At 51.3% G+C, this 19,466-nt stretch carries 15 protein-coding genes; 5 read left to right on the top strand and 10 right to left on the bottom strand.

Annotated features, from left to right (window positions below):
- The first annotated feature begins 10 nt into the window (after positions 1 to 10).
- Both NATSA_RS01070 and NATSA_RS01065 read left to right on the top strand, forming a co-directional pair.
- A complete protein-coding gene (locus NATSA_RS01070) occupies positions 11 to 1,840 on the top strand; it encodes a choice-of-anchor D domain-containing protein (RefSeq protein WP_210509551.1) in 1,830 nt (609 codons plus the stop codon).
- Positions 1,841 to 1,887: 47 nt separating this feature from the next.
- Positions 1,888 to 3,903 (top strand): T9SS type A sorting domain-containing protein, encoded by a 2,016-nt coding sequence (locus NATSA_RS01065; RefSeq protein ID WP_210509549.1) that lies wholly within the window; start codon positions 1,888 to 1,890, stop codon positions 3,901 to 3,903.
- Positions 3,904 to 3,919: 16 nt separating this feature from the next.
- Here the strand turns inward: NATSA_RS01065 and NATSA_RS01060 are convergent, their stop codons facing one another.
- Complete coding sequence (locus NATSA_RS01060) at positions 3,920 to 4,597, bottom strand: SagB/ThcOx family dehydrogenase (protein ID WP_210509546.1); 678 nt, start codon at positions 4,595 to 4,597, stop codon at positions 3,920 to 3,922.
- Positions 4,598 to 4,913: 316 nt separating this feature from the next.
- Between NATSA_RS01060 and NATSA_RS01055 the strand changes: the two genes are divergently transcribed.
- Positions 4,914 to 6,701: a methyl-accepting chemotaxis protein gene (locus NATSA_RS01055; protein WP_210509544.1), complete on the top strand. Its 1,788-nt coding sequence runs from the start codon at positions 4,914 to 4,916 to the stop codon at positions 6,699 to 6,701.
- 148 nt (positions 6,702 to 6,849) lie between these two features.
- Positions 6,850 to 7,281: a methylglyoxal synthase gene (locus NATSA_RS01050; protein WP_419539829.1), complete on the top strand. Its 432-nt coding sequence runs from the start codon at positions 6,850 to 6,852 to the stop codon at positions 7,279 to 7,281.
- Positions 7,282 to 7,408: 127 nt separating this feature from the next.
- On the opposite strand, the gene NATSA_RS01045 is transcribed toward NATSA_RS01050, so the two are convergent.
- From NATSA_RS01045 to sucD, 9 genes are all read right to left on the bottom strand, one after another.
- Positions 7,409 to 8,542 carry an ABC transporter ATP-binding protein gene (locus NATSA_RS01045; RefSeq protein WP_210509539.1) on the bottom strand — a complete coding sequence of 378 codons (1,134 nt, stop codon included), beginning with the start codon at positions 8,540 to 8,542 and terminating at the stop codon, positions 7,409 to 7,411.
- Positions 8,543 to 8,638: 96 nt separating this feature from the next.
- Positions 8,639 to 10,228: an ABC transporter permease gene (locus tag NATSA_RS01040; protein ID WP_210509537.1), complete on the bottom strand. Its 1,590-nt coding sequence runs from the start codon at positions 10,226 to 10,228 to the stop codon at positions 8,639 to 8,641.
- A gap of 41 nt (positions 10,229 to 10,269) precedes the next feature.
- Positions 10,270 to 11,265, bottom strand: coding sequence for an iron ABC transporter substrate-binding protein (locus tag NATSA_RS01035; RefSeq protein WP_210509536.1), 996 nt, complete (start codon positions 11,263 to 11,265; stop codon positions 10,270 to 10,272).
- Between the two features lie 99 nt (positions 11,266 to 11,364).
- Positions 11,365 to 13,242: a ferrous iron transport protein B gene (gene feoB, locus NATSA_RS01030; RefSeq protein ID WP_210509535.1), complete on the bottom strand. Its 1,878-nt coding sequence runs from the start codon at positions 13,240 to 13,242 to the stop codon at positions 11,365 to 11,367.
- 13 nt (positions 13,243 to 13,255) lie between these two features.
- The gene (locus NATSA_RS01025; RefSeq protein ID WP_210509534.1) at positions 13,256 to 13,525 is read right to left on the bottom strand and encodes a FeoA family protein; all 270 of its coding nucleotides are present in this window, start codon (positions 13,523 to 13,525) and stop codon (positions 13,256 to 13,258) included.
- A gap of 260 nt (positions 13,526 to 13,785) precedes the next feature.
- Complete coding sequence (locus NATSA_RS01020; RefSeq protein WP_210510058.1) at positions 13,786 to 14,208, bottom strand: secondary thiamine-phosphate synthase enzyme YjbQ; 423 nt, start codon at positions 14,206 to 14,208, stop codon at positions 13,786 to 13,788.
- 88 nt (positions 14,209 to 14,296) lie between these two features.
- Positions 14,297 to 15,073, bottom strand: a complete 777-nt coding sequence (locus NATSA_RS01015) for an SDR family oxidoreductase (RefSeq protein ID WP_210509533.1) — start codon at positions 15,071 to 15,073, stop codon at positions 14,297 to 14,299.
- Positions 15,074 to 15,238: 165 nt separating this feature from the next.
- Positions 15,239 to 16,291, bottom strand: coding sequence for a hypothetical protein (locus NATSA_RS01010; RefSeq protein WP_210509531.1), 1,053 nt, complete (start codon positions 16,289 to 16,291; stop codon positions 15,239 to 15,241).
- A gap of 25 nt (positions 16,292 to 16,316) precedes the next feature.
- Complete coding sequence (sucD, locus tag NATSA_RS01005; RefSeq protein WP_210509529.1) at positions 16,317 to 17,183, bottom strand: succinate--CoA ligase subunit alpha; 867 nt, start codon at positions 17,181 to 17,183, stop codon at positions 16,317 to 16,319.
- A gap of 161 nt (positions 17,184 to 17,344) precedes the next feature.
- On the opposite strand from sucD, the gene dnaG reads away from it, so the two are divergent.
- Complete coding sequence (dnaG, locus tag NATSA_RS01000) at positions 17,345 to 19,450, top strand: DNA primase (protein ID WP_210509526.1); 2,106 nt, start codon at positions 17,345 to 17,347, stop codon at positions 19,448 to 19,450.
- Positions 19,451 to 19,466 lie beyond the last annotated feature (16 nt).

Below are 19,466 nucleotides of genomic sequence, written 5' to 3'. Positions count from 1 at the left end.
CTGTACCGTCATGAAATTAATAGACTTTACCATCCTCTTTGTTTTAATTAAACTTCGATTTAGTGAAACAAGAATACGGCGAGCGTTGAAGTCTCCGGTCGTTTTACCGGTGCTGGTTGTGCTTATGTGTCTGCCCTCAAAACTGACGGGTCAGTTTGCCGGAGGATCGGGTAGCGAAACCGATCCCTGGCAGGTGGAAACCCTTGAGCAGCTTCAGGCCGTGGGGACCTATCCAGACAGCCATTTTGTGCAAATCGCCGACATCGACGCCTCGGCAACCGCCGGCTGGAACGGCGGGAAGGGTTTTGAGCCTATCGGAAAGCAGGGAGACAGTTTTACCGGTTCCTATAACGGACAAGGCCACTTGATTTCAAATCTGACTATCAACCGGCCCGATGAGTCCTGGCTGGGATTATTTGATGGTATCATAAATGCAACTATTGAGCAACTACACCTGGAACAGGTGGATATCAGAGGCGAAGAAGGTGTCGGTGCACTTGCTGGATCGAATTTCGGATCGGTAAACGGAGTTTCCGTTTCCGGCAAGGTTTCAGGTAACCAATTGCTTGGCGGACTGATCGGCCATAATGAGGGAACCATTCGCTTTTCTTATGCCGATGTAGAAGTAACCGGAAAAAACAACCGAATCGGTGGATTGGTCGGCTATAGTTACGGAGTGGTGGAATTTTCTTTTGCCAGCGGTAATGTCACCGGTAGCCGATTTACAGGAGGCCTGGTTGGCATGAACGGGAGACATGTGCGGCAAGCCTATGCAACCGGGGATGTGAGCGGCAGTAGCGCGGTGGGCAGGTTGGTGGGCGGAAACACAGGATCACCTGATCCGGCTGAACAGAGCATTATTACAGAGTCCTATGCTATCGGGCTGGTTTCCGCCGAATCAAATGACGAAACGGGTGGAATTGCAGGCTATAATCCCGGACGTATTTACCGCAGCTATTGGCGAATTCCACCGAATGCGAAGCGACAAGAGGAGACGGGCGGCAGTTCTGAACAGTTGTGGCGTGACAACGATCCGGAAGTTTTGGTAACCGGTCCGCCGGTCGATGAAATGTGGGGCCTTTCCGCCGGACAGATGACCGGCCAGAATGCTTTTGTCTACATGTATGAATTTGATTTTGATGAGACCTGGCAACTGACCGAAGGTTACCCGAAACTTCGATGGCAGGCACCTGCAGATTCGGTGCAGGCTCCCGAGGTGGCCATTCTATCGGTCAGACCGGAGGATTTCGATTTCGGTGAAGTAAAGCTCGGCGAGGTGGAGTCCAGGCAATTCACCTTACGCAACAGAGGTAATATAACCATGAACGGTGCGGTTGGCACTCTGAGCGGTGATACCGGCTCTTTTTCCCTGACCGGAGGTGAGGGAAGTTATGAGCTTGCCCCCGATGAAAGTCATGGCTTAGATTTGGAATTTAAACCGGAACGGGCAGATACATTCATTGCAACTTTGGAAATCAACCATAACGCAGCCAATGAAGAAGACCCAATGCAACTGCTGCTGACGGGAATCGGAAAAGTGTCAACGCTTACTGAAGAACCGGGCCGAGAGCTGTCAGATCAGATTCGCCTTCATCAGAATTATCCCAATCCGTTCAATCCGGTGACGGTAATACAGTATGAGCTTCCGGTAAATAGTGAGGTTCGCCTGGAGGTTTTGGACTTGCTGGGTCGGCGCGTGGCCATTTTGGTCGACGGAATAATGCCTGCCGGTGTACATGAAGCTGCATGGGACGGTACGCATGCGGCCAGCGGCGTGTACATATACAAGCTACGGGCCGGCGATTTTGTGCAAACTCGTTCTATGATGCTGCTCAAATAAGGAAATATTTTATAATTAATTTATGCAAATCAAATTTGCAGCTATTCATGAAAGAGCAATCAATAATTAACTCCAAATTGTTTTCAGTGGTGCTGCTGCTCTTCACCGCCCCCGGCTTTGCAGTCGCAATGCCAGACCGGTCGCATGATGTCTACTGGTTTGACCGGGAGGAATTTCACGTGTTTGGCGGTTCTTTAGAATCAGGAGAAATCGATACTCTGGGAAGAGTCGTGCCCCGATATCCCCGGACAATTGAAATGGTTGACGGGGATATTTACTGGGCAAACGGACAACACGTCGCCATCCGTGATGACATCATGCCGAACGGGATCTGGAAAGGCGACCCGCAAAACGAGGATGGGGTGCAAATTGTAGTTACAGAGGGAAGTGTGACTAAAATCCAGGTGGATGCCGGCAATGAAATGATCTACTGGATTGAAAACGTTCCGGGCGATTCTGCGTCTTACGTCATTCGCAGGACCGGTCTGGTGGGAGGGAATATCGAAGTCCTGGCATCCGGTTCCACTATTACTTCATTCCGGCTGGATAACGTAAATAACCAACTGTATTGGGCTGAAAGAAATATGGGCAAAATCCGGCGTGCCAACCTGGATGGCAGTGACCCGCAGGATATTGTAACCGGCATCAATCCCATACCGGTTTCACTCCGGGATATCGAAATTGATCCTGCCAATGATGCTCTGTTTTGGATGGAGCATTCGGAATCTGATGAGAAAGTCGGAATCTATCGGTCCGCCCTTGACGGCAGCAATGCCGGGATAATCCTGAAAGTGCCGCAACTGCCGCGTTTTTTGAGCGTGAATCCCGGAGAAGAAAAGATATACTGGACTCGCCGGACACGGAATGTCTATCGGGCAAATTATGACGGAAGCATGACCGATACGTTGTTATCTGTTTCCAGGGTTGGAAATGGGGAATTGCGTTATAATGCAACGGATAACCGCTTGTACTGGATCGCAGATGATGTGAATGCAGGCAGATTCAAGAGCGTTAATCCGACAGGTCTGAATATGGAGACACTGTTTTATGGATTCGGAACACCAACCAACCTGGCGATAGACCCGGATGGGAGATATTTGTACTGGAGCACATTCTCCGATTATATCATGAAAGCCGGGCTTGACGGATCCGAAGTGCAAATGATTGCAGAGGGACCATACCAGTTGCCGCCGAGTATAAATACAACCCTTTTTAACAGAGATGATGGCTTTCTGTATTGGGTTTCCGGTGGAAATAATATTCGGATGAATGTATCCGATACGGAATCCAAACCGGATACTCTGGACAACCTGCCGTATCTGACCAGGGAGTTTGCTTATGATCCTCATGGCCAAATGATGTATTGGGCGGGTAGTGCAGGCAATAATTATGCCCTGCTCAGATCAGATGCAACGGATTTTTCCGGTGAATCGACCGAAATTCTGGTTTCAGAAGAAAACCTTGACTCACCGGTAAAAGGGGTGGCCATTGATCTTGCCTCCGGCCATCTTTATTGGACGGAAACAGATAATGACAGAATTCGACGTGCGAATCTCGATGGGTCACAAACAGAGGATTTTCTGACCGGCCTGGAGCAGCCGGAAGGGCTGTCCATTGATGTGGCCAACGGGATGATCTATTGGAACGAACCGAATGCGGGCAAAATCCGTGCTGCCGGACTGGATGGGAAGGCGCCGGAAGACCTTTTTACCGGACTCAAAAAACCCGGCCGGCCGGTACTCGCATCCGAAAGTACAGGAATACCAACTTCATCGGAACCAAAATCGGAACCTCTTCCGCTATCTTTCAATTTGTACCAAAATTATCCCAATCCGTTCAATCATTCCACGATCATCACTTATGAGATACCGGAAGAGTCACATGTCCGGCTGGGCATCTACGATGTGACAGGACGGCGGGTGAGCAGCCTGGTTGACGAAATGCAGGTGCCGGGAGAATATCGGATTACCTGGAATGCTGAAAATTTGGCCAGTGGTGTGTATTTGTACCGATTCACTGCCGGTGACGTGGTTCAGACACGACAAATGATACTGATCAAATAGGAATTATAGTACCTGTTTAATAATGCCCAACGGGCATGATATAAAGCGGATATTCGCCATCCTCAAGCTCCATCAGCTCCATAATGCCTTCATCGTCAAAGGCACCAATGGCAACCGTGCCCAGCTCCAGGGCAGTGCTTTGCAGGTAAATATTCTGCGAAACGTGTCCTGCCTCCATATACATGAACCGTTCCGCCCGCTCACCGTACCTTTGCGCCGTCCTCTCCAGAACACCCGTTATCACCAAAACAACCGGCGCATCAATGATGGGCTCCTGCTGAAGTGACATTTGGTAGATATCCCGGCGCATATCCTGGCTGTGAACCCGGTCCAGCGCGTGATCTCCGGGGTCATACCGGTACACGCCTTCACCCGGTTCATGTCCGTCAGAAACGACAAAGTAAAGTTCGATCGGATAAGTAGCTCCGGCTGAAGGAGCGGTGCGGAAGTTATTTACCCGGTCGCTGATACCCTGGGCAGCCCAGGCCAGCTGACTGATTATCCCGGCTGATATGGTTTTGTCCGAGTACGACCGGACGGACCGCCGGTCTTTCAGAGTTTTTTCCAGGGAAATATCTCCCTCAAGAGAAGGTTCCGGTAGTGAAATGGTCTCCATATTGTCATTTGTATTGTTTTCAGGGCCGAAACAGTTACTGATGATCATCAATGTAATTATGCTGATAACTGGTAACATGGCAATAGTAATCTGGATGTGATCAGTTTGTGCTGAAATAAATAATACATATTGGCACACAATGACTTGTTCAATATAAATACTGAAAACACAAACGGAAAGGATAGTGCCGGCTTAAGTATTGCGTTCAGCAGGACGATAATCAGGCATACCTGCTTTTCCCGGAACGGAACTCAGGTCTTGATCACAGGTCTGCAAAATATGGATTGGAGCATAAACGGGATTTATTCACCAGCGATGGAATAGTAATAATAATCCCGGTACTTATGCCTTTTATGCCTCTGCTATTATTTAACTTATGAAAAGGATGGTATTTATGAGTACGGATAACAAAACCGCATTCTGGAAAAAATGGACATTGAAGACCCGTCTTTTGACAACAATATCCGCAATTCTTGTAGTAACCGGGTTGCTGTTGACGACAGCCAATGTATTTACGGCAGGGAACAGTTTCAGAGAACTGGCTGATTATACACTGAACATGAAACTGGACGGTGATGTGGAGTCTGTTCAGGTCTATGCCGGGAACTATTTTGGTGAAGTGGAGTTATCAGATAACCGGCTGGTTGACAGCGAAGGAGCCCCCGTTGAAGGCAGAAATGATGCCATTGACCGGATTGCCCGGGATCTCGGGGTGGAAGCTACCATTTTTCAAAGAGACGGGGATGACTTCCGGAGAATTGCGACCAGTATTCAGGACAACTCGGGAAACCGTGCCGTCGGTACTTTTTTGGGTGTTGACAGCGAAGCTTATGATCCGGTGATGCAGGGAGAGCTGTATGTAGGAGAAGCGGATATTCTGGATCGCCCGTACCTCACCGCTTATGAACCGATGACGGATGGCTCAGGCCGGGTTGTCGGGATCTATTTTGTCGGTATTCCCATGTCGGACGTAAACACGATCACCTCGGATGCCCGCTACTCTCTTGTCGCAACAGCCGGAATGGTGATGCTGATTGTCCTGCTCGTCGGTATTGCCATAGCCTGGTTGTTCAGCAACTCACTTATCCGGGCACTCAATAACATAATTACCGGGCTCAACAGCGGTGCAGAACAAATCAATGCTTCATCAACCCAGTTGTCCGGAGCCAGTCAGGAGCAGTCCGAAAGCGCAAGTGAACAGGCTGCAGGCTTGCAGCAGACGACCTCTTCGCTCGAAGAAATGTCCGCACAGACAAAGCAAACGGCCAATAATGCAGATGAAGCCGAGAGGGCAATGAAGAATACCCTTCCGGTCATTGACGAAGGCGTTGGTGCTATGGAGCGAATGTATGAGGCTATGGGGCAGATTAAAACCTCCTCTGATGAAACCTCAAAGATTATCAAAACAATTGATGACATCGCTTTTCAGACAAATTTGCTGGCACTGAATGCTGCCGTGGAAGCTGCAAGGGCCGGTGAGGCAGGAAAAGGGTTTGCCGTTGTAGCTGAAGAAGTCCGGACACTGGCACAGCGCAGTGCCGAAGCCGCAAGAAACACCTCAGAACTGATAGAACGTTCACAGGCAAATGCTCAAAGCGGTGACAATGCAGCCCGTGATGTTGCTGAAGGTCTTGAAAAAATCAAGCAAAGTGTCTCTGATGTGAGCACGCTGGTGGTTGAGATTACATCAGCGACCAAAGAGCAGGCTACGGGCATCACAGAATTGAACTCGGTCATGTCTGAAATGGATAAGGTAGTACAGCGCAATGCATCGGGCTCAGAAGAGACGGCAAGTGCCGCTGAAGAACTTTCTTCTCAGGCAGAAGAGCTCAGGCGCATGGTTGGGGAACTTGTTGCTTTGGCCGGCAGCAATGATGGCAGCACAGGCAATGGCCGCCAAAGAGCGCAGCATTCCGCAAGGCTGCATGCACCTGCAAATTACCGGAATTCGAATTCAGCAAATGCATCCGGCAGCAGTAACAGATCTGCAGCTTCCTCAGGAAATAAGGGAAAAAACACAACGTCAGCCGGCAACGGTGGTTACACTGCCAAACAGCGTTTCAGCAACAAGCAGAATCAAACTGAGCGGCATACAGCCACTGCAGCGTCCGCGGGCAACGGAAATAAAAAAAGTGCCCGGGAAATTATCCCTCTGGATGACGACGATCTGTCAGATTTTTGATAATTAGCTGGTTATCGGTTTCCTGCAGGGGTATATTTCAATGTCGTTGGAACTGAAAATTTCACCCCAATAAGGAGTCTGTCACATGGACAGCAACACCGAAACCCGCCGGCCCGGCAAGGAGCCATACTATCAGCGCAATATCCCCATGAAAAAACGCAAGCGGATTGTGTTGATCGCTCATGACAACAGAAAAGAGCAGCTGCTTGAGTGGGCTCGCTGGAATAAAAAACTGCTCGGTGACCACGAGCTTTTCGGTACAGGTACAACAGGAGGGATTATCTCCAGGGAGCTTGGACTGGATGTTCACCGTTTCAAAAGCGGCCCGCTTGGAGGCGATCAGCAGGTCGGTTCCAAAATATCCGACGGTGATATCGATGTCATGATTTTTTTCTGGGATCCGATGTCTGCGCAGCCTCATGATGTCGATGTCAAGGCTCTGCTGCGCCTGGCCGTTGTCTACAATATTCCGGTAGCCTGTAACCGCTCATCAGCTGATTTTATCATCTCATCCCCGCTGCTCCAGGAGGAGTATGACCGGAAAATCGATGATTTTGCCGCTGTGCTGATCGAGCCGTGACCGTTTTCTCCAATACCTGACGCGGTCCGATAAAAGCAGAGGCTGATCAGGCTGACCGGATCCGGCTGATAGATCCGGGCTGATCGGTTCAGCTGGCGGAAACATACCGGAATCATAACCAGGTGATTTAAACGGCAACTTCCTTTGCCGTCGAAGCTACCGCTACATCCGGCTCCTCGAGTACCACACCGGTTTCCAGCGGGCGCACATTGACCTGGTCTCCGGGCCTGAAGTGAATTCTATTGTCGGTGTGGACAAGGCATTCGCGGGCCTTGATTCTTACCCTGTAGGTGATGTCGTGGCCTTTGAACTCTTTGGAAACAACCTCTCCGAGGTGATTGTCGATCCGGGGATTCGGCTTTTCGAGTGTCAGATGTTCCGGCCGGATGGAGAGTGTGACTCTGCCGGTCGCCGGACGGTTAAGGTTGATCCGGCCGAACTCAGTCAGCGCTGAGGCACCGATGGCTTCAGCTGTAATGAGATTGGTGGTGCCGAGAAACTGGGCGACAAACCGGGTACGGGGACGATAGTAAACCTCCTCCGGCGTGCCGATCTGTTCGATGCGCCCCTCGTTCATAACGGCTATTCGGTCTGCAAAGGAGAGGGCTTCTTCCTGATCATGAGTTACAAGTACGGCCGTCATGCCGGCTTTTTTGAGCAGTCCCCTGATTTCATCGCGGGTTGACTGACGCAAAACGGCATCAAGATTGGAGAACGGCTCATCCAGCAGGATGAGTTCGGGAGTTGGTGCTATTGCCCGGGCAAGTGCAACACGCTGTTGCTGTCCTCCGGACAGTTCAAACGGACTGCGGTTCATGAAAGCGCGAAGGCCCATCATGCAAAGGATCTCTTCGGCCCGGACCTCCCTTTTGTTTTTCGGAACGTTCTTCAGCCCGAACATGACATTTCGCAGCACTGAAAGATGAGGAAACAGCGCATAATCCTGAAAAACAAATCCGATACCCCTGTCTTCCGGTTCTATGAAAATCTTGCGTTTTTTTCCGTTATTTCTGCCGGTACTGTTTTTTTCCGGCTTACCGGAGGCGGATTTGACCAGTATCCGGTCATTCAGTATAACTTCGCCTTCATCCTGAGGCTCAAATCCTGCTATCATGCGCAACGTCGTGGTTTTTCCGCATCCGCTGGGTCCGAGCAAGGCGAATATTTCGTGCCTGTTTACGGAAAAGGAAACCTGGTCCACGACTTTCTCTGGTGGTTCAAAAGATTTGCTGAGACCTGTTATCTGTAGATGTGTATTCATAATTAGAAAATGTGATCTGTCGTCAGCTGTTCGTGATCCGGTGCCTAAGTCTCAGGAGACCCGTCAGCCCGTCAAAAGATGTATGAAAAAAAGTCATCACGGTTTCTTTGTCCACTCTTTAGCAAAAAGTAACCCGACAAACAACGCAGAAAAAACCAGAATGAAAAGAGCATATGGTGCCGCCTGGGCAAACATGGCCTCAGAGGTATAACTCCAGACATTAACGGCCAGTGTTTCGAATCCGACCGGTGCCAGCAGAAACGTGATCGGCAGCTCTTTCATTGCCGACATAAATACAAAAGCAGCAGATACGATCAAACCGTTCCTCATGACCGGGAATGTCGCAAGAAAAAATGCTTTAAGCCTTCCGTAGCCGAGAGAACGAGCCGCCTCTTCGAGCCGCGGCGAGGCCTGATAAAGAGAGCTTCTGACGGGACCGATGGCTTCAGCCAGAAAATGCAGCGCGTAAGCCACGATCAGCACAATGAGTGTTTGATAGAAAAACGGGGCGACGCTGAGAGTGAAAAAAATCAGTGCCAGTGCAAATGCAAGGGGAGGCGTGGCATAGCCAAGATAGGCGATCCGTTCCAGTCCGCGGGTGAGCCGGGACGGATGCCGCACACCGATATATGCCAGCGGAATGGCAAGGCCTGTTGCCAGCAGCGCGGCCGGGGCGGAAGCCATGGCCGATCCCGTCAGTGCACGCTTAAGACCGGCAAGCTGTCCGGTGTCAAATGCCTCCAGCATCCAGAAAAGTATGGTACTGACAGGCAGGACAATCGAAAGGAGTACCAGCACCGTGACAAACAGATATGCAGGCCACTTCCAAATGCCGAGTGTCATGATTTTGGCATTTTTCTCATTGCCGGTTCCTGTCCGGTGGAAAAGCATTCCTCTGAGAAGCTTGTATTCGACAATCAGTGCCGTTGATGTCAGCACCAGCAACATCAGGGCAAGCCATGCCGCATATACCCGGTCATAGGCGGCCGCATACTGCAGATAGATGGCAAAACTGAAGGTTTCGAATCTCATGAGGGAGACAGCACCGAAGTCCCCGAGGACATAAAGAAAAATGATGAGGGTGCCCGCGTAGTAGGCCGGTTTCAGCTGGGGGAGGATGACCAGGAAGAACACTTCCCGCGGCCGGTAGCCCAGTGAGCGGGATGCTTCTTCAAGTGAGGGATCGATACCGGCAAGTGCCGCGCGGAAGTTCAGGTAGAGATAGGGAAACGTATACAGGCTGATGGCGGTCAGTGCCCCGGGGAATCCCCTCAGCCTTGGCAGTTCAATACCGAACAGCACGGCAAGGGTACCGTCAGAACCGGTAAAACCCAGCAGGGCATAGGCCATTACGTATCCGGGAATAGCCAGAGGCAGTACGCCAAGAAGAGTAAGTAATTTTCTCCCCGGGATGTCGGTCCGTGTCGTGATCCAGGCCAGGGGAAGAGCTATTGTCGTTCCCACAATCAGCGTCCCGAAAGCCAGCAGCAGCGTGTTGTAAAGCAGCTCCAGATTGCGTGTCCGCAGAACCAGCTCCATGGATAGCTGGGTATCAGCTTCCAGTGCACGAATCACCAGATAAATCAAAGGTATAAGTACCAGGATCCCTACCAGGACGGCAGGCGCCAGAAAGTACCAGGACGGTAAATTGGTGATCCGGAATATTTCTTTAAGCTTTCTGAACAAAGTTGGTTATCTGCATCAATATGAGTGAAAGCATGTTATCATCAGAGCAGCCCGGCTCTGCGAAGCAGATTTAGCGTTTGGTCAAGCTCACTGAGTTTGTCAAGATCGAGCGTGGGACTCAGCTCTCTGATGTCTGAAAGAGGCATTCGACCGGCTGCAACGGTGACCTCATCGTGCACCGGATACTCAAAAACTTCATCCGTAACCCATTGCTGATTCTCCTTCTCAAGAAGGAATTGAATAAAGGCCCGGGCTGATTCCTCGTTGCGGGCATTTTTGAGCATTCCGATTCCGGCCACATTCACCAGGTTGCCGGGGTCGCCGGCCTCAAAAAAGGTTTGGTCAACCGGAAAGTCCGGGTTGTTCTCCCGAAAGCGGTAGAGATAGTAATGATTGGTCAGTGCAACATCGATCTCACCAGCCGATACAGCCTGCAAAAGGGCGCTGTTGTTGATATAGCTTTCAGCGTCATTGTCTTTCATCGCGCGGAGCCATTCAAGGGTGGCATCGTCCCCTTCCAGAATGCGCATGGATGTCAGGAACGACTGGAATGAGCCGTTGCTCGGGGCCCATCCCACGCGACCTTTCCACTTCCCGTCGGTTAATCCAAAAACGGATTCCGGAAGATCCGAACTGTCAACGCGGGTTTTCGAAAAAGCCATGACACGTGCACGTCCGCTTGTTGCAATCCAGGTTCCGTCAGTGTTATGAAACTGACCGGGAACCATTTCCAGCAGCGAGGAAGGAAGCTGTTCCAGCATGTCACCGCGATGTACTGCCCCCAGAGCACCTGCGTCTTGTGCCCAGAATACATCGGCGGGCGTCCGGCGTCCTTCTTCAAGCATGGCCACGGCAAGCTGGGTGGAACTTCCGTATCTCACGTTGGCCCGGATCCCGCTCTCTTCTTCAAATTTCTCAATTAGGGGTTCTACCAGTGCCTTGCTGCGACCGGAATAGATAGTAAGCGACTGGGCAGTCAGATGAGCAGGTATCAGCAAAAGAAGTATTAAAGCAGATACCAGAGTATGAGTGTACATGGGGCAGGTTGATTTTCGGTTTATTTTATTCATCATTCAATCCAGATTTTGTAACATCAGGAGTATTCATATAATTTCAGTGAGTTCTTCCGCACTTGTTTATTGCCATAAGCCCGCTGTTTGGAGAAGCAGGTTTAGTCCCCCGCCGGCGAAAAGTACAATTGCCAGCATTATTGCAATCAGTTTCAGGAGGCTCGGCCACCCGATTTCCTTGAACAGTACAACAAAAGTTGCTACACAGGGGAAGTAAACCATCAGCACGACACTGGCTACTATTAGTTCAGAGACCTCCATACCAAGCGGTACAAGCATTCCCACAGCAACATCCTTTCGCAAAAAGCCTACGATCATGGCTGCACCCGCCTCACCCGGTAAGCCGAACAGCCCGGTGATAACCGGGGCAAAAGCATCACTGATATATCCGATAATCCCCATTGTGTAGAATATGTTGACTACAAAAACACCCAAAAGGACATATGGGAGTGCACCCCGGATAAATCCGTTCATACGCATGTATATTTTTTTTGACAGGGATTCGGCATAGGGCTTTCTGAATGGAGGAAGATCAATCAGCATTTCTGTCGTTTTTCCTCCCAGAAACAGATTCATGGACCAGCCAAGAATCAGCAGCAGTAAAAAAAGAGTACCATATACCAGCAGAAGCCCGGCCAGACCGGCCTGCCCCAGTAGTCCGATGACCATCGCCTGCTGAGCCATGCAGGGAACAACGATCGCAATCAGTGTTGCTACGATGAAGCGCTCTTTTTTGGTTTCCAGCATGCGTCCGGCCATAACTCCGGGAACATTGCATCCAACGCCGAGCATCAACGGAACCACAGACAACCCGTGAATACCCAGTTTTCTCATAATACTGTCAACGACCACACCCAGACGCGGCAGATAACCGACATCTTCCAGCAGGCTCAGAACCACATAGAAACAAAATATAAACGGTAGAACTACTGCAAACGGGATAAAAAGTCCGGTAGTTAACAGGCCGAAAGATTCCTCCATATCAATACTGCCGTCAATAAGGTTGCCGACAAGTATGCTGTGAACAAATCCCGTACCACCTAACCACTCTGAGAGCCATGTCGTTACAGGAAGCCAGAGAAAAAGGAAGAGGTCCTCCATAATTTCATGAAGCAAATCACCGAATAAAGCCACAAAGGCAAAACTTGCGATCAGAACCGCAAACGCCAAGAGGGGCCCTGCTGCGGGATGAACGGAGAGGGATTCCGCTTTTGCGGGAATGGAGGAGCCCCGGTGTTCATCGGTTTGGCAATCGGAAATAATTTTATCAATTTCTGACCAGATAGCATCACTGCCGCCGGCTCTTCCGGATTGATCATTATGGGAACCGGGCAGATTTCCAAACGCACAACCATATCCCTGGCCGGAATGTGAAGCGTCCGCCGCATCGTATTTGTTGTGAGGATACGATTTTCCGGTGGCTGATTGCCTCCGGGCAGAAGGTCCGGTTGTACCGGCTTTCCCATTAAGCAACAGGCTTTCCAGCCGGCTCCGCAACTCTGAAATGCCGTCACCGGTAACAGCACTGGTCGTAACTACCGGAATACCTAACCGATGCTGCAATTTTTCAACATCGATTTTTATCTTCTTTTTCTTGACTTCGTCCCACATGTTGAGAACCAGTATGACCGGACTGCCAGTTTGCACCAACTGAAGCGATAAATAAAGGCTTCTTTCAAGGTTTCCGGCATCGGCTACATTGACAATGACATCGCCTTCCCCAAGCATGGAGACGGCAACCTGCTCGGCCTTGTTGGTTGGATCAAGTGAAAAAGTCCCCGGCAAGTCTACCAAATCCGCCTTAACGGAGTTTATTTTTAACGAACCCCGGGCGTATTCCACGGTTGTTCCGGAATAGTTGGAAACCATCACATCAGTTCCGGTCAACCGGCTGAATATGGCACTTTTTCCAACATTGGGGTTGCCTGTTAACAGAACACGCATGTCGCAAATATCTTTATCCGGCCTGTGAATGTTCTTGCAAATGATGTTCGGGAAGTTTGCTGCATACTTTAATACTGGAGGCAAGTTCTCTGCTCATGGCAGTTTGCTGTCCGCTTACTGCCACCACTACAGGACCACCGGCAGCCTGGGAGCTGATACGCGAAATGGACTTGCCTTGCCGTATGCCCAGTTCTTTGAGACGATGTCTGAGGTTGCTGCTGTCAGGAAGGGAAATGATTTCTGCTTCTTCACAGGCATTCAGCTCAATAAGTGTTTTTATCATGAAGATGCAAAAAAGTCTTAATATTGAAAATAATTGTATTAAGACTGAATCTAAATAATTATCCGGAGAAATGCATCCCTCATTGGTCAATCCGGCAGAACCCGGGCAGGTTTCAGAAATTCATTCATCGTTTGATGCGCACCTTGTGGCAAGCAGAATAATGATAAGCAAGGGCATCAGGTAATCATTCCTCTTTTCCTGCATGCAGATACAGGCAAGGCGCTGACTGCGTAAATCAGCCTTGTTGCAAGCAAGTCAGATCAGCTTGTCCCATGAAGTGTTACCGTGAGCGCTCGTGCTCCGCCCCGGTTTCTGTGCTCACACAGATAGATGCCCTGCCAGGTGCCCATGGATAAACGACCGTTGCTGACCGGTATGGTCAGGGAAGGACCAAGAATGGATGCCTTTATGTGCGAAGTCATGTCATCAGGGCCTTCAAGGGTATGCTTGTACATTGAAGTATCCTCGGGTACCGTACGGGTAAAATGCATTTCGAAATCTTCCCGCACGGTAGGATCCGCATTTTCATTTATTGTGAGACTTGCGCTGGTATGCATGATATGGATATGGGCCAGACCGATGCGCATGTCGGATAATTTGTCCAGTTGGGATACAATTTCATCGGTTACAAGATGAAAACCGCGTGAGCGAGGGCGAAGTGTGATTTGCTGCTGATGCCAGATGTCGGACATGGATGTCTGCCTGTTTTTGATTTAAAATATCTGTTTTAGCGTCATTTTATTGCATTCAAACTGATGATAAAGCGTAAACTCATCCGAACAAACCGCTGATGTTGCCGCCGTCGTGGCTGATGGTCTGTCCGGTCACATATGCCGAGTGTTCCGACAAAAGCCACGCCGCCAGTCCGGCAAACTCTTCTGCCGTACCGAACCTGCCGGCAGGAATCGCCTTTTCCATGGCTTTTCGTGCTTCGGCCGTATCTTCTCCGCTTCGCCCGGCGCGGTAGGCAATGACGCGCTCAATAGCCGGAGTGTCGTGAGGACCGGGAGCCAGCACATTTACCGTTATGCCTTCGGAGGCGACATCTCGTGACAGCGACTTTGCAAAGCCCACAACGCCGGCACGCATGGCATTGCTCAGGGCGAGCACAGGGATGGGCTGTTTGACGGACTGGCTCTCAACAAAAAGAATTCTGCCATATCCGGAGCTCCGGAATTCGGGCATCAGTCGCAGCACGAGGTCAACTTTCCACCGGAAGACGGACTGATAAGCCTCATCCCATTCAGAAATGTTTGTATGAATGGCCGGCTTTGCCGGAGGTCCGCCGGAGTTCAGCACCAGTCCGTGAAGCGACTTTCCCTTGACCATGTTAACCAGCCTGTCCAGTGTTTCGGACCTGGTCAGGTCGCCCTGAAGCGGACTGAACTGATGAGGCCATCGCTGATGCAACCTGGAGAGGGGGTCCTGTTTTCTGGCAACACCGGTAACACGCGCTCCTTCCCGGCACAAGGCATTCGTAATAGCCTTGCCAAACCCGGAGCTGCATCCGGTAACGACAAAATGGCGATCCTTGAGTTGCAGGTCCATATTACATTGGTTTTAGGTTAAATGATAATGATCCGGCGGACTTCCGGGCGTTATGCTCCGCTTTGTTTCTGAATTTGAAAACACGGGGGTCCTGCCGGACTATGTCCCGGATCAAAGACGGCAACAATAATGAGATAAAAATAACAAAATGGCAGGTTTTTCCATTTATCCCATGAGTGACTCATCCGCACGACTGAGGGGGATGTTCATGGAGCTGAATGTTTGCAAGCGGTATTGCCAGAGTACCAGTGCGGGCATGATCATGAACATAATGCGATGGGCGTTATCCGGAGCCAGCAAGTAACTTACTGCAAACATGATGGCAAACCAGCAGGAGAGAACAGTTACTGTTTTGTTCCAGCCCATCACAAAAATTCGGTAAGCAAAAAAGGCCAGGGCAAGTCCGAAGCTTCTGAAAAATGCCCCCAGGACCGTACTCTCGGATTCGGACAGCCGTGTGGTGATGTGGCTGAGCCACTCACCGGGCCGGAAAAACAGATGAGCATCGGGTACATTCGTAAACAGCGGAACAGCAAGATAAATCAATGCCGCAGCCAGAACGGAAGCATATCCCTGAATCCACAGCCGTCCACGGAGCATATCGGTCAGCGGCAATAAAAAAAGTCCGAGGAACAGGTACTCCGAAACCCATACTCCCGCAATCATCGCCGGAAGCAGGATGACCCAATTTTGCAAAAGCACGCCGACAAGGACCAGCCCGAATGCAGTGAACATGAGGGCATCGGGTACCGGGAGAAAAACACCCTGCCAGAATGCAGGCAGCGTCAGAATCAAAAACGGGGGGATGGCCACCTCAAGCGAATTTGTACTTTTATCCTTAAGCGACAGGTAATACATCAGCCCGAAACCAGCCAGCAGGTAAATAAAGTTAAGCGATCCGGTCAGCAGCCCGAGGCTTTCCTCGCCCGTCAATCCGAACAACCCGGCAATGGTGCCGCTGATAACCGGCACAAGAATCCGGAAAGACGAAATTTCTGTGCTGAAAAAGTTCATGGATTCGGCCAGGGCAATGTAAGCAAACATGTCTCCGTAGGTGCCTTCCTCCCCGATGCGCCCCTCTGCCAGCAGCACAAAATGGGCAATCATCACGATAGAGCAGGCCGATGCCAGAACCGGCATCGAAATATACAGCGTCATCGAGAACCGCGTTGCTGAGTGGGGGACGTCCCGTTTGGCCTCGTTTGATTGCGTTGTCACCAGCAGCCGAATTTGGAGGTGTTTGCTACAGCAATTCTTTTACGGTCTGACCGATAAGCGCCGGACTTTCACTGACGGTGATGCCGGCTTCACTGAGCGCTTTTATCTTGTCGTCGGCTGTTCCTTTTCCGCCGCTGACAATAGCTCCGGCATGACCCATGCGGCGGCCGGGAGGGGCTGTGCGGCCGGCAATAAATGCAACGACAGGCTTGCTGACATTCTCGCTGACCCAGGCGGCAGCTTCCTCTTCATCGGTACCCCCGATTTCCCCGATCAGGACGATAGCCTCGGTTTCCGGATCATTTTCGAACAGGGCAATGGCATCGCGATGTTTGGTTCCGATTACGGGATCACCGCCGATACCGATGGCCGTGCTCTGTCCAAGTCCGGCCTTGGTAAGCTGGTCGACAGCCTCATACGTGAGTGTACCGGATCGTGAGATCACCCCGATGTGTCCGGGTGTGAATACATTGGCAGGCATGATGCCGACCTTGGCCTGTTCCGGAGTGATAATTCCGGGGCAGTTCGGCCCGATGAGCGTGGCTCCGTGGCGCCGGACCACTTCCCTTGCGACGATCATATCCTTCACCGGGATGCCCTCGGTGATGCAGACAATCACCCCGATGCCATTGATGGCCGCTTCGGTAATGGCATCAGCGGCAAATGCCGGCGGTACAAATATGACCGATGTGTTGGCGCCTTCCTGCCTGACCGCATCGGCCACGGTATTGAATACCGGCCTGTCGAGATGGCTGGAGCCGCCTTTTCCCGGAGTCACCCCGCCGATGACATTGGTCCCGTAAGCGATCATCTGTTCGGCGTGAAAAGTGCCTTCCTTTCCGGTGAAGCCCTGTACAACCAGTCTCGTGTCATTTCCAACTAAAACGCTCATGCCATTACTTTTTTTGAGGTTCGGTTTACAAATCGCATGGAATATACCGACAGCAGAATTCAGTTGCCAAACCACTTGCAATAAACTTCGCATTTGGCTTGAATGGCAATCGGCAAAGACGCAATTTAGAGAGATAATCAACAACGACGCACAGGCACAATATGATTCCGGACGATAAAAAAGAAGAAGTAAGACAGGCAGCCGACATCGTGGATGTCGTCTCTGATCACGTCAAGCTGCGCCGCACAGGCAGCAACTTCACCGGATTGTGCCCGTTTCACAGCGAGAAAACACCATCATTCAGTGTGTCACCCGGACTCGGAATCTACAAATGCTTCGGATGCGGGGAGGGCGGCGATGTGTTCAATTTTGTGATGAAGGTGGATGGTGTCGGGTTTGAGGAAGCGGTGCGAACCCTGGCGGAGCGATACAATGTCGTGCTGCCGGAAAAGGAGGAGCAGTCCTACGATCCCAATCAGTACCTCAAGGACGGTATCTACCACGCACTGAGATTTGCCGGCCATTTTTACTACAACAATCTGGCTGATTCCGACGAAGCCGCCCACGTCCGGGATTATCTGCAGAAGCGCGGCTACCCCTGGAAAACGGTGCGAAAGTACGGTCTGGGATATGCGCCCGACCGCTATGATGGCTTGCTTAAAGCTGCATCTGATGCCGGAATCAACCGGGACTATCTTATGGAAGCGGGGCTGCTCAAAGCCCGTGAGCGCGGTTCCGGCTATTACGACACCTTCCGCGCCCGTCTGATGTTTCCGATCTTCAATCCGAGCGGAAAGGTCATCGCGTTCGGCGGCCGCACCCTTTCCGACGCCAAAAACATCCCGAAGTACATCAATTCGCCGCAGACGCAGGTCTACAACAAGAGCGAAGTGCTTTACGGCATTCAGGTGGCCAGGAATGACATCCGCAAGGAGGGGGAAGTTATTCTGGTGGAAGGGTATACCGATGTGATCTCACTTCAGCAGGCGGGGATCGGCAATGTGGTATCGACCAGCGGGACCTCGCTGACACCGGATCAGGTGCGTGTGATGAAGCGCTACGGCGATACGGTTGTGATGATTTTCGATGCGGATGTTGCCGGGGTGAGGGCTGCGGTGAGGGGGATCTCGATTGCGCTGGAAGGCGGGATGGCCGTGAGGGTGCTGACGCTGCCTGAGGGGGAGGATCCCGACTCCTATGTGCGGGAATACGGTGAAGAAGGGTTCCGGGAGCTCAGGAAGAAAGAGACTATGGATTTTTTGAGATACCTGGTTTCGCTGGCGAAAAAAGAGGGCCGGTGGGATGACCCTGTGGACCGGCGGAAAATCATCACCGAAATGCTTGAAGCCATTGCCGTAATGCCGGACGAGGTTTCCCGGATGAATTTTTTACAGGAACTGAGCAGAATCAGCCGGATCGGGGACAGGACACTTCAAAAGGAACTGGAGATCGTCCGGAACCGCATCCGCAAAAGCGCCCGGTTGCGCTCATCGCGTCCGGGGCGGGAGCAAGCCGGTCCGCAGCCCCGGTACGGCCACGATTCCGGCTCCGGACACGGCCGTATGCCAGGTCACGGGCACACACATCATCCCGAAGCCGGACAGACGCAGCCGAATCGTGAACAACAGGGGGAAAAGCAGCCGGGCAGGGATCCGGGACAACCTGCCGCATCCCAAAACATACCCTCAGGGCCTAAAGGCGGTGTTCCTGCTGCTGAAGGCGGATTTCCGGAGGCGACCCGCTCATCCAGCCGCGATACGGCCGGACCGGTAAGGCGCCCGGAGTACGAAAAAGAGCTCATCCGCCTGATGCTTACCTTCGGAAACAAGCTGGTTTCTTTTATCGGTATGCACTGCAGCGAAGAATATTTCGAAGATCCGCAGCTGAAAGCTTTTTATGAGGACATCATGCAGCGTTATCAGAACGGTGAGGAAATTTCCGTCGAGGCATACAGCCGCAGGGAACATCCCTACCCCGAACTGGTGGGTGAAATCGTGCTGGAGCGGTACTGGATCAGCGAGCTTGGCATGAAAAAGCGCGGCTACAATATTCACAAAGATGCCGATCCGTTCAAAACGGCACGCGGGGCGCTGAAGACAATAAGAATACGATTCCTCGAACAGTTGCATCAAAGGCTGCTGGATGATTATCCTTATGCCGATACCGACCGCAAAGCACAGATTCAGGAATGGATTCGGAAAGCACGTCGCGAGCGCAACCGGTTTGAAACCGTAGCATCAGAAACATTGTTTCCGGCAGAATCCTGATCGCTCAGGGTTATCC

Source organism: Natronogracilivirga saccharolytica (assembly GCF_017921895.1).
Lineage (GTDB): Bacteria > Bacteroidota > Rhodothermia > Balneolales > Natronogracilivirgulaceae > Natronogracilivirga > Natronogracilivirga saccharolytica.
Note: the sequence above shows the minus strand (reverse complement) of the source record. Positions and strands in the feature narration are given on the sequence as shown.